Here is an 11,233-nt window from a genome sequence, read left to right as displayed (position 1 = left end):
GGGCGAGCACGTGCGGATCGCCGCCGGCGAGCGCGTGCAGCAGCTCGTCGGTGCCGCCGACGCGGCGCGGGTCTCCCTCGGCGCGGAGCCGGTCGAGTTCGCGGAACACCACCGGCGTGGACAGTCCCTCCTTGGCGAGTGCGAGCACCCAGTGGAAGGTGTGCCGCGACAGTACGGGCACGAGGTGCTCGCCGCGTCCGGTGCCGATGGCGATGCCGCCGTGCAGGCAGAACGGCACGTCGCTGCCGAGTTCGGCGGCGAGTTCGTCGAGTTCGTCGCGCCCGAGCCCCAGGTTCCACAGCGCGTCGAGCGCCACGAGCGTGGCGGCGGCGTCGGCACTGCCACCGGCCATGCCGCCCGCGACGGGAATGCCCTTGTCGATCGTGATGGCGACCTCGGGCCGGCGGCCGGCACGCGCGGCGACGAGTTCGGCGGCCCGCCATGCCAGGTTGGTGGAGTCGGCGGGCACCTGCGCGGCGTCGGCGCCGCGCACCCGTACGCTCAGACCGTCGGCCGGCACCACCGAGACCTCGTCGCTCAGCGACAGGGCCATGAACACGGTGCGCAGCTCGTGATAGCCGTCCTCTCGCAGGTCACCGACCGCAAGATGCAGGTTGACCTTGGACGGGGCCCGCACCGTGACGGGCGACGGAACGACGGAAAGCACGAGAACAGAGCTTACCCGGACGGTGCCGGCCCCAAGCTCCGGCAGCCGTCGCCGATTAGGACCGAACTCGTCCGCGATTCGTGGGATCGTCGTCGCATGCGCGAAACCTCCGCCCGCCTGCTGCGGCTGCTGGCCTTGCTGCAGACCCGCCGGGACTGGTCCGGCGCCGAACTCGCCGACCGGTTGTCGATCACCACCCGGACGGTCCGGCGCGATGTGGACAAACTGCGCGACCTCGGGTATCCGGTGGACGCGACCGTCGGGGTCGGCGGCGGCTATCGGCTCGGTGCGGGCGCCGAGATGCCGCCGCTGCTGCTCGACGACGAGGAGGTCGTCGCCGTCGCGTTTGCGCTGCAGGCCGGGGCGAACGACTCGGTCACCGGGATCGGTGAGGCCGCGACCCGGGCCCTGGCCAAGCTGCGGCAGGTGATGCCGTCGCGGTTGCGGCACCGGCTCGAGGCGCTGGAGGTGGAAGTGGTGGATCGCCGACCGGCGGCGTCGGCGGTGGACGCGGCGCTGCTGAGCACGGTCGCCGCGGTGTGTCACGCCCACGAGCGGCTGCGCTTCGACTATCGCACGCACGACGGGGAATCCACGCGGCGCGAGGTCGAGCCGTACCGCCTGGTGCGGTCGCGATTGCGGTGGTATCTGGTGGCCTGGGACGTCGGCAGGGAGGACTGGCGCACGTTCCGTGTCGACCGGATGGAACCGAAGATCCCCACGGGTCCGCGGTTCACGCCCCGGGAACTGCCGCCGGGTGGCGCGGCCGAGTTCGTGGCGCGCGGGATCCGGCGCGGCGCAGCACAGGTGCAGGCCCGGGTGCTGCTGCACGCGACCTTCGACGCGATCGCCCCGAAGGTCGACGACGATTGGGGCAGTGTGGAACTCGTCGACGACAACAGTTGCGCGGTGGTGCTCGAAGGCCGGTCGCTCGAGTCGATCGCGGGCTGGCTGCACGCGTTCGACGTCGAGTTCACGGTGCTGGATCCGCCCGAACTGCGCGACGCGTGCCGCGCCCTGGCCGATCGACACACGCTGCTCGCCGCCCGGTACGCACGTGCCTGACGCGAAAGGCGGGACACCGCAACCGTTTGCAGCACGAAACCCCGGAACTCGTTGCGAGTTCCGGGGTTTCGTAGAGGTATCGGTATCAGCCGATGACGGTGACGCCGGTGGCCTGCGGGCCCTTCTGGCCCTGGCCGATCTCGAAGCTCACGCGCTGGTTCTCCTCGAGGGTGCGGAAGCCGCGGCCCTGGATCTCGGAGAAGTGCACGAAGACGTCAGCCGAACCGTCGGCCGGAGCGATGAAGCCGAAGCCCTTTTCGCCGTTGAACCACTTCACGGTACCTTCAGCCATGTTGTTTCCTAACTGCTGTGGGGTGGCGGTCGCCTCCCCGTCGTCGGACGGCTGAACACCGTCCGGGTCTGTCACTCGACGGCTGAAACGATTTCCGTGGTGGCTATCGCATCCGCTCGCAACCAGAAATGTGCGAGGGTTAACCACAAACACACTACCTAACGACCGTGGACAAGTAGATCACACACTTCGCGAGTCCGCAACTGTGGAGCGAATCGCCTTGGCAGCCAACGGCGCCGACGGTCACTCGACGGTTGCGAGCCGCACGAACGCTGCGGCATCGAGCTTTTCACCACGCATCGACGGGTCGATACCCGCCGCGACCAGGCGCCTTTCTGCTTCGGCCGGCGAACCCGCCCAACCGCTCAGCGCGGCGCGCAGCGTCTTACGACGTTGCGCGAACGCGGCATCCACGACCGCGAAGACCCGGCGGCGAAACTCCGCATCCATGGGCCACGGCGGTTCGGTGTAGCGATCGACGCGCACGAGACCGGATTCGACCTGCGGTACGGGCCAGAACACCGCGCGCCCGACCGCACCCGCGCGACGCACCTCCCCGAAGAAGCAGGCCTTCACGCTGGGCACGCCGTACACCTTGCTGCCCGGCTGCGCGGCGAGCCGATCGGCGACCTCGGACTGGACCATCACCAGCGCGGTGCGCAGCGAGGGGAACTCGGCGAACAGGTGCAGCAGCACCGGCACCGCGACGTTGTAGGGCAGGTTCGCGACGAGCGCGGTCGGGGTGACCGGCAGCTCGTCCGGCATCACCTTCATCGCGTCCCGCAGCACCACGTCGAGGTTTCCGGCCAGCTCGGGTGCTCGCTGCCCGACGGTTTCGGGCAGCCGCGCGGCGAGCTTCGGATCGATCTCGACCGCGACCACCCGGTCCACGACGTCGAGCAGGGCGAGGGTCAGCGATCCGAGACCGGGGCCGACCTCGAGCACCACGTCGTCGCGGCCCACGCCGGCGACCGACACGATGCGGCGCACGGTGTTGGCGTCGTGCACGAAGTTCTGGCCGAGTTGCTTGGTGGGGCGAACGCCGAACTCCTCGGCGAGCGTCCGGACCTCGGCAGGGCCGAGCAGTGCCGCCTGGCCGCGGGGAGAGTCGTCTGACACGTCCTGAACCTAGCGCACGCCCAGGCCGCCGGAGCACGACGGCCACGCACCCCAGCCCTGCGCCTGCTGGGTGAGGCCGGCGATCGCGATCTGCTCCTCGCGGGTCGCGAGGTCGGGGCGCGGGGCGTAACGGAGCCCGCCCTGCCGTTCCCACGTGCTCAGGTCGAACTGCACGCCGCCGTAGTAGCCGTTGCCGGTGTTGATCGCCCAGTTGCCGCCGGCCTCGCACTCGGCCAGCGCGTCCCAGATGTCGCCGTTCTCGACGGGCGGGACCTCGGTGCCCGGCTTGGCGCCGACCCGCACGATCGACGGCCGGGCCTCGGTGACGACGCTCGTGGCGGTGACATCGCGGCCGGTCTCGACCCCGTCGACGGTGCTGACGGCGAACGTCACTTCCTGCACCCCCGGGGTGCCCGGGTCATCGACGACGGTGCGGCTCATGTTCATCGTCTCGTCCTCGACGCGTCGGACGGGCGGCTCGAGCGGCAGCGTCTCGGTGACTTCGTGGACCCGCCTGCGGGTGACGTCGATTTCGAGACCGTCCGAGAGCGGGGTGTCGGCGGGCGGGTTCACATCGTCGCCCTGCTCGAGCGGGACGCCGTGTGCAGCGAGGAATTCACCGACCGTGGGGGCGGCGAGCCGGACCGGGACGGCGGCGGCACCGCCGTCGGCGAGCCGCACGTTGCGCGGGGTCACCACGTCCAGGTCGAGACCTTCTATCGGCAGCCGGTGCGAGCGCGACGCCGACACGTACACGTCCGAGGCCAGATCGAGCTGGGTGAGCGCTTCCTCGACCGTCAGCGCGGTGGTCCAGATGCTGCGCTCGGTGCCGTCGACGGTCAGCTGGACCTCGCGGGCCCGGCGCAGCACCACGGTGTCGCCGTCGGAGACGGACGCGTCGGCATCCGGTGCCACGACGTCGTGCTGCCCGATGCCGTATCCGGCATCGGACAGCACGCCGCGCACGTCGGTGCGCATGGTGTCGAGTGCGACGAGCTCGCCGTCGACGTTCACCGTGATCGTCCTGTGCCGCGCCACCGCGGTCGCTGCTCCGGCGATCAACGTCAGCAACAGGGCCCCTACCACCGCATACAGCAGCGTGGACCGGGAACTGTTGATCTTCGACAGCGCAGACACAAGTTCCAGTTCTTACCTCAGGCCGAGCTTGCTGGTGCATGCAGGCCAGGCACCCCAGCCCTGTGCCGCCTGCACCTTCTCGGCGACCGCGATCTGCTGCTCGCGGGTGGCCAGGTCTGCGCGCGGGGCGTACTGGGTGCCACCGAAACCGGCCCACGTCTGCTGGGTGAACTGCAGGCCGCCGTAGAAGCCGTTGCCTGTGTTGATGGCCCAGTTACCGGTCGCCTCGCACTGCGCGATCGCGTCCCAGGTGGAGGCGCGGCCGGAGGCGGGCACTGCGGGCTTCGGCTTGGTGCCCACGCGGACGGTCGTGGCGACGGGCTCGGTGATCACGGTCGACGCCTTCTCGGTGCGGCCGACCTCGACGCCGTTGACGGTGTGCACGTCGAAGGTGACGGAACGCTCACCCGGGACACCCGGGTTGTCGACGGCGGTCTCGCCCTCGGTCATGTTCGGGTCGTCGACGCGGTGCTCCGCCGGCGGGACGGGCAGGTTCTCGACGCGGGACTCGATGCGGTCGCGGGTGACGACGATGTTCAGGCCCTCGGTGAGCGGAGCGTCGGCGGCGGGCGTCACGGAGTCGCCCTGCTCGAGCTTCGTGCCGTTGGCGGCGAGGAACTCACCGACCGTGGGGGCGGCGATCCGGACCGGGACCGCAGGCGCGGCACCGTCGGTGAACTGGACGTTGCGCGGGTTCACGACGTTCAGGTCGATGCCTTCGAGCGGCAGGCGGTGCGACCGCGAGGCCGAGACGTGGACGTCGGAGGAGAGCTGGAACTGGGCCAGCGCCTCGTCGACGGTGAGTGCGGTGGTCCACACCGAGCGCTGCTCGCCGTCGACGGTCAGGTTGACCTCGCGAGCGCGGCGCAGGACGACGGTGTCGCCGTCGGAGACGGTCGCGTCGGCGGCCGGAGCGACGACGTCGTGCTCGCCGATTGCGTATCCGGCGTCGGCCAGGATGTCGCTCACGGTGGAGCTCATGGTGCCGAAGGCACGCTGCTCACCGTCGACGTCGAGGGTCAGTTCCTTGTGCTTGACGAGGGCGAAGATTCCGCCGGTGATGAGCGTCACGAAAAGGGCCGCGACGACCGTGTACAGCACGGGAGATTTGGCTCGATTGAGCTTGGCGAAAGGTGACACAACAATTCCAAACGGACGACAACTGTGATCACAGCACGGTAACGAACCGGCTTTGATACGGCAACTGCACCCGTCTGAACTGCGGATTCAATTGTAAATGCTTGGTGACAATTCGTGATTTTCGATCACTGCGCCGAGACCCGGAAAAGTGGTACGGACGTGCGATTCGCACCCCCAATTACGAGCATGTGATTTCGGACGAAACGCCGTTCGAAAGGATGGTCGAAAGGAGGCGGAAATTCACGGCCCGACCCGGCCGTTCACGCACGAGAACACGGCCGCGCCGTGTGCCTTTCCGGCGGTTCCAGCCGCCACAAAGGCACACGGGCGGCGTCAGCCGCCCGGCGACGACTACGCGCGCGCCATGAAGGGCACCTTCGGTGCGACGAAGCGGTCGAGGCTGAACGCCCCCGCCCCCACCGCGGCGAGCAGCAGCGACCCGAGGCCGAGTGCGCCGACGAGTTCCCACCCGCCGTCGTTGACGTAGATGCCGTTCCCCATGTGGACGAACAGGTACGCGCCGAGCATGTCCAGGAACAACAACACCCCGAACACGGGGACGAGCAGACCCAGGATCAGCGAGATACCGCCGAGGATCTCGACCCAGGTCGCGATGAACGCGGTAACCGGCGGCACGGGCACGCCCATGCCTTCGAACCCGGTCTTGGTGCCGGAGTAGCCGTTGACGGTGAGCTTCTGCAGCCCGTGCACCAGGAAGATGACACCGATGCCCAGTCGAGCCAGCAGGATCGCGATGTCGCGGAAGATTGCGCTGTTCATGGGGAACCTCTCATCGACGAAACGGAAGGTTCACGCGCACCGGTGATGCACGTCACACTCAATGTATCGCACCGCGGGAAAATGGTTGACTGCGCAACGATACGAGATACGCTCAGGTAGTTGAACAAGCAACGAACTGTGAGGAGCGAATCGTGAGCACCACCACCGACCGGGATCCCAACCGGTTCGAAGCCCAGCGCGAACGTCTCCGCACGCAGTACCTACTGCCCGCCGACCGGCGGCCCGCCTCCACCGCCCGCGGGCTCCACCACACCGCGCTGCTCAGCAGCGACGTGGAGACGACGATCCGCTTCTACCAGGACCTCCTCGGATTCCCGCTCACCGAATTGATCGAGAACCGCGACTATCCGGGCTCGACGCACTTCTTCTTCGACATCGGCAACGGGAACCTGCTGGCATTCTTCGACTTCCCCGGACTCGACGTCGGCCCCTACCGGGAGGTCCTGGGCGGCCTGCACCACATCGCGATCAGCGTCGCCCCCGACCACTGGGAACGGTTGCGGGCGGCACTCGCCGACGCCGGTGTCGGCACCGAGGAACACAGCGGGACGTCGCTGTACTTCCGCGACCCCGACGGCGCCCGTGTCGAACTCATCGCCGATCCGCTCGGCGAGATGTACGGGCACCACGTGCTCTGACGGTCAGGCCGGCCGCACGCCCTCGAACGCCTCGGCGAGCACCCGGCGCACCCCCACCCGCGTGATCTCCCGCGGATTCGGATACCGCCGCTCCGTCGCCAGGTGCGCGGCCTCGTCGAGATCGCCCTCGCGCATCCCGAGTTCGGCGAGCGTGGTCGGCCCACCCGCCGCGGCGACCAGATCGAACACGCCCGCGGGCGCGGACTCGGTGCCGAGCGCGTCCGCGATACGCGCCATCACGCCGGGCACCGCCTCCGCGTTGTACGCCATGACGTGCGGCAACATCACCGCGTGCGTCGCCGCGTGCGGGAGCTCGAACGAGCCGCCGAGCACGTGGCACAGCTTGTGGTGCAGCCCCATGCCGACGGCACCGAGGCACGTTCCCGCCAGCCACGCCGCGAGCAGCAACTCCGATCTGCCCCCGTGGTCGACGGCGTCGGCGCCGATCGCGGGCAGACCCCGGCCGATCGCCGCGATCGCCTGCAGCGCCAACGCATCGACGATCGGATTGGCCTGCTCGGCGTACATCGCCTCGACGGCATGCGCCATCGCGTTCAACGCGCTGTTCACGGCCATGGGGACCGGCATCGACAGCGTGAACTCGACGTCGTAGATCACCGTCTCCGGCAGGATCTCCGGCGAGGATCGCGTCGTCTTGACCCCGTCCGCGGTCTCCCCCAGCACCGGGGTCACCTCGGACCCCGCGTAGGTCGTCGGCACGATCACCTGGTCGATCCCGGTGCGCACGGCCAGCGCCTTCGCCAGACCGGTCGTCGAACCACCGCCGACCGCGACGACCGCGTCGACGTCGTGCTCCTCGACCAGCCGCAGCACCCGTTCCGTGAGGGCGACCGGGGTGTGCATGACGGCACCGTCGAACCGGGCGACCCGCAGGCCGCCCAGGATGTCCTCGACGAAATCCGCCTGTTTACGCACGTGATCGCCGCCGAGCAGCAACACCCGCGAGCGGCCGAGCTTCTCGACCTCGTCGGCCACGCGCGCGGCCGTTCCCGCGCCGAACACCACCCGGGCCGGCTGTGCCGTGTAGACGAAGTTGTACATGCCTCCGATTGTTGCGGTTCCGGCGCGCGCACCCGGGCGGTTCGGGATCAGATCGCCGGGAAGCCGTAGACCCGTTCGGCGTTGGCGGTGGTCGCGGCCGCCAGTTCGAGCGGATCCTCCCCGCGCACCTCGGCGAGCGCCCGCAGCGTGTACGGCAGGCAGTACGACTCGTTGGGGGCGCCCCGGAACGGATGCGGGGTCAGGAACGGCGCGTCCGTCTCCACCAGCACCTGCTCGCGCGGCACCAGCGGCGCCGCTTCGCGCAGCGCCTTCGCGTTCCGGAAGCTCACGGTCCCGGAGAAGCTCAGCACGTAGCCGGCGTCGACGCACGCCCGCGCCATGTCCGCGTCCGACGAGAAACAGTGGAAGATCACCGTCTCGGGAGCCCCTTCGTCGTGCAGGACCCGCAGCAACTCGGCGTCCGCGTCGCGGTTGTGGAGCATCAGCGTCTTGCCGAGGCGCTTGGCGAGGTCGATATGCCAGCGGAAACCGTCTTCCTGCTCGACGGGGTCGGCACAGCCGTCGAGTTTGCCCGGCCAGTACAGGTCCAGGCCGGTCTCCCCCACCGCGACGCACCGCGGGTCCGCGGCGAGGCGTTCGATCTCCGCGCGGGTCTGCTCGTCGAGGACGTTCGCGCGGGTCGGGTGGATCGCGACGGCCGCGTACACACGGTCGTCCCAGTGCGCCGCCTGCACCGCGAACCGTGCCGCGTCGAGATCGTCGGCGACCGTGACGACCCGGCCCACACCGACCGCGGCGGCCCGATCGACGATCGCCGCAACCGATTCGGGATCCTTCGCGCCGCACGCGTCGAGATGCGTGTGGGCGTCGACGAGGGGTGCGAGGGGTTCGGGGGGCTCGGGCGCAGGACGGGCTTTGCTCACGGGTTATACAGTAGGGCCACCATGACTGCGCCCATTTCCGCCCGCCCGCCGTTCTATCTGACCACCGCGATCGCCTACCCGAACGGTGCCCCGCACATCGGGCACGCCTACGAGTACATCTCCTCGGACGCGATCGCACGGTTCAAGCGTCTCGACGGCTTCGACGTGTTCTTCATGACCGGCACCGACGAGCACGGCCTCAAGATGCAGCAGACGGCCGTCAAGGAAGGGCTGCCGGTCGAGGAGCTCGCCCGGCGCAACTCGAGCGTGTTCGAGGCCATGGACAAGGCCCTGAACATCTCGTACGACCGGTTCATCCGCACCACCGACGCGGACCACATCGAGGCCAGCAAGGCCATCTGGCAACGGATGGTCGATTCCGGCGACATCTACCTCGACACCTACTCGGGCTGGTACTCGGTGCGCGACGAGGCGTTCTACGCCGAGGCCGAGACGACGCTGCAGGAGGACGGCTCCCGGATCTCCACCGAGACCGGAACCCCGGTGGAGTGGACCGAGGAGTCCACCTACTTCTTCCGGTTGTCCGCCTACCAGGACAAGCTGCTCGCGCTGTACGAGGAGCAGCCGGACTTCATCGCCCCCGCGACCCGCCGCAACGAGATCGTCAGCTTCGTCTCCGGTGGCCTGAAGGACCTGTCGATCTCGCGCACCACGTTCGACTGGGGTGTTCCGGTGCCGGAGCATCCGGACCACGTGATGTACGTGTGGGTGGACGCGCTCACGAACTACCTCACCGGTGTCGGATTCCCGGACACCGATTCCGACGCGTTCCGGAAGTTCTGGCCCGCTAACCTGCACATCATCGGCAAGGACATCACCCGTTTCCACACGGTGTACTGGCCGGCGTTCCTGATGTCGGCGGGCGTCGAACTGCCCCGGCGGGTGTTCGTGCACGGCTTCCTCTTCAACAAGGGCGAGAAGATGTCGAAGTCGGTGGGCAACGTCGTCGACCCGCTCGAGATGGTCGAGAAGTACGGCCTGGACCAGCTGCGGTTCTTCCTGCTGCGCGAGATCTCCTACGGCCAGGACGGCAGCTACAGCCACGAGGCGATCGCTACCCGGATCAACGCGGACCTGGCGAACGAGCTGGGCAACCTGGCGCAGCGGTCGCTGACGATGGTCGCGAAGAATCTCGACGGGCTCGCGCCGACGCCGGGCGAGTTCACCGAGGACGACCTGGCGCTGCTGGCCCAGGCCGACGGCCTGCTCGAGAAGGTGCGCGCCGAGTTCGACGTCCAGGCCCTGCACCTGGCGCTCGAGGCGATCTGGCACGTGCTCGGCGAGACGAACCGGTACTTCTCCGCGCAGGAACCGTGGGTGCTGCGCAAGACCGATCCGGCGCGCATGGCGACGGTCCTGTACGTGACGCTCGAGGTCGTGCGCATCGTCGGCATCCTCGTCCAGCCGGTGATGCCGGATTCGGGTACCAAGATCCTCGACCTGCTCGGCCAGGATGCGGATGCCCGCACGTTCGCGGACCTCGCGACGCGTCTGGTGCCGGGCACCGCGCTGCCGGCACCGTCGCCGGTGTTCCCGCGGTTCGTCGACGACGCCGAATAGTCCGCTCCCCGGGTTCGTGTCGGTGCCTTCCGTCACACTGCCCACATGGGGAGCACTAGAACATACATTCGAGAAGACGACCTGGGCGCCCAGGCGCTGCTCGACGAGTTGACCTGGGCGTACGAGCGGGGGTGGCAACCCGCGGACGTGCTGCACGTGACGGCGCGTTCCGGCGACCTCTCGGACGTGCCGCTCGGCGCGGCCGCGGTGCTGTTCGACGCGCACCGCAGCCGCGCCGAGGACCGGGCCCCGGAAGGCTGGCTCCGGCAGCTCCGCATCGTCGCGGACCACCATCCGCACCTCGCCGCACTCGCGACGCGGATCCCGCCCGGCGATCGGGGTCCGCTGTTCGGCGCCGCGCTGCAGCGTGCGCTGCCGGACGTCACGCGGTTCCAGGTGACCGGCCTTGCGTTCACCTGGAAGTACCTGCCGCGCTTCACCGTTCTGGCCCCGCCCCCGTCGCAGTGGCCGCCGCTGCGCACCGCCGCCGCGGCGGATACGGTCCCGGATCCGCGGATCCTCGATCGGATCCGCGGGCTGCTGTCGAAAGCGGAATCCACCGACTTCCCCGAGGAAGCCGAGGCGCTGACCGCGAAGGCCCAGGAACTCGTGACCCGCTACGCGGTGAGCGCGGCCCTGCTCGCCGGGGAGGACGAGTCGTCCGGCATCCGCGGGATGCGGGTGCACCTGGACAATCCGTACGCCAAGGAGAAGGTGCTGCTGCTCACCGCGATCGGGAGCGCGAACCGGGCGCGCACGGTGTGGTTCGCGAAGGTCGGTATCGCCACGGTCGTCGGCGGCGACGTCGAACTGCGCCAGATCGAGGTGCTGTTCGGGTCGCTGCTCG

General features: G+C 69.1%; 12 protein-coding genes. 4 read left to right on the top strand and 8 right to left on the bottom strand.

Going from position 1 to position 11,233, the window contains the following annotated elements; translation table 11 throughout:
- Positions 1 to 667, bottom strand: a 667-nt coding sequence (locus ACN675_RS25120; RefSeq protein WP_420753417.1) for a 4-(cytidine 5'-diphospho)-2-C-methyl-D-erythritol kinase, incomplete at its 3' end; no start/stop codon positions are given.
- A 96-nt stretch (positions 668 to 763) separates the two neighbouring features.
- Here ACN675_RS25120 and ACN675_RS25115 point away from each other — a divergent pair.
- Positions 764 to 1,732, top strand: a complete 969-nt coding sequence (locus ACN675_RS25115; RefSeq protein ID WP_420753416.1) for a helix-turn-helix transcriptional regulator — start codon at positions 764 to 766, stop codon at positions 1,730 to 1,732.
- Between the two features lie 85 nt (positions 1,733 to 1,817).
- Here the strand turns inward: ACN675_RS25115 and ACN675_RS25110 are convergent, their stop codons facing one another.
- The 5 genes from ACN675_RS25110 to ACN675_RS25090 form a co-directional block, all read right to left on the bottom strand.
- Complete coding sequence (locus ACN675_RS25110; protein WP_068155724.1) at positions 1,818 to 2,024, bottom strand: cold-shock protein; 207 nt, start codon at positions 2,022 to 2,024, stop codon at positions 1,818 to 1,820.
- Between the two features lie 243 nt (positions 2,025 to 2,267).
- Positions 2,268 to 3,143 carry a 16S rRNA (adenine(1518)-N(6)/adenine(1519)-N(6))-dimethyltransferase RsmA gene (gene rsmA / locus ACN675_RS25105; RefSeq protein WP_420753415.1) on the bottom strand — a complete coding sequence of 292 codons (876 nt, stop codon included), beginning with the start codon at positions 3,141 to 3,143 and terminating at the stop codon, positions 2,268 to 2,270.
- 9 nt (positions 3,144 to 3,152) lie between these two features.
- Complete coding sequence (locus ACN675_RS25100; RefSeq protein ID WP_420753414.1) at positions 3,153 to 4,280, bottom strand: transglycosylase family protein; 1,128 nt, start codon at positions 4,278 to 4,280, stop codon at positions 3,153 to 3,155.
- 12 nt (positions 4,281 to 4,292) lie between these two features.
- Positions 4,293 to 5,420 carry a transglycosylase family protein gene (locus tag ACN675_RS25095; RefSeq protein ID WP_420753413.1) on the bottom strand — a complete coding sequence of 376 codons (1,128 nt, stop codon included), beginning with the start codon at positions 5,418 to 5,420 and terminating at the stop codon, positions 4,293 to 4,295.
- Positions 5,421 to 5,771: 351 nt separating this feature from the next.
- Positions 5,772 to 6,200 (bottom strand): DoxX family protein, encoded by a 429-nt coding sequence (locus ACN675_RS25090; protein WP_420753412.1) that lies wholly within the window; start codon positions 6,198 to 6,200, stop codon positions 5,772 to 5,774.
- 152 nt (positions 6,201 to 6,352) lie between these two features.
- Here ACN675_RS25090 and ACN675_RS25085 point away from each other — a divergent pair, with 152 nt between their 5' ends.
- Positions 6,353 to 6,859 carry a VOC family protein gene (locus ACN675_RS25085; protein ID WP_420753411.1) on the top strand — a complete coding sequence of 169 codons (507 nt, stop codon included), beginning with the start codon at positions 6,353 to 6,355 and terminating at the stop codon, positions 6,857 to 6,859.
- Between the two features lie 3 nt (positions 6,860 to 6,862).
- On the opposite strand, the gene ACN675_RS25080 is transcribed toward ACN675_RS25085, so the two are convergent.
- Both ACN675_RS25080 and ACN675_RS25075 read right to left on the bottom strand, forming a co-directional pair.
- Entirely contained in the window at positions 6,863 to 7,921 is a 1,059-nt protein-coding gene (locus ACN675_RS25080; protein WP_420753410.1) for a maleylacetate reductase, read from the bottom strand.
- 47 nt (positions 7,922 to 7,968) lie between these two features.
- Positions 7,969 to 8,805 carry a TatD family hydrolase gene (locus ACN675_RS25075; protein ID WP_420753409.1) on the bottom strand — a complete coding sequence of 279 codons (837 nt, stop codon included), beginning with the start codon at positions 8,803 to 8,805 and terminating at the stop codon, positions 7,969 to 7,971.
- Between the two features lie 21 nt (positions 8,806 to 8,826).
- Here ACN675_RS25075 and metG point away from each other — a divergent pair, with 21 nt between their 5' ends.
- Positions 8,827 to 10,386, top strand: a complete 1,560-nt coding sequence (gene metG, locus ACN675_RS25070; RefSeq protein WP_420753408.1) for a methionine--tRNA ligase — start codon at positions 8,827 to 8,829, stop codon at positions 10,384 to 10,386.
- Positions 10,387 to 10,431: 45 nt separating this feature from the next.
- Positions 10,432 to 11,233: DUF2786 domain-containing protein (locus ACN675_RS25065; RefSeq protein WP_420753407.1), on the top strand; the 802-nt coding region annotated here is incomplete at its 3' end.

It is taken from the genome of Rhodococcus sp. O3, from assembly GCF_048897285.1.
Taxonomy (GTDB): domain Bacteria; phylum Actinomycetota; class Actinomycetes; order Mycobacteriales; family Mycobacteriaceae; genus Rhodococcus.
Note: the sequence above shows the minus strand (reverse complement) of the source record. Positions and strands in the feature narration are given on the sequence as shown.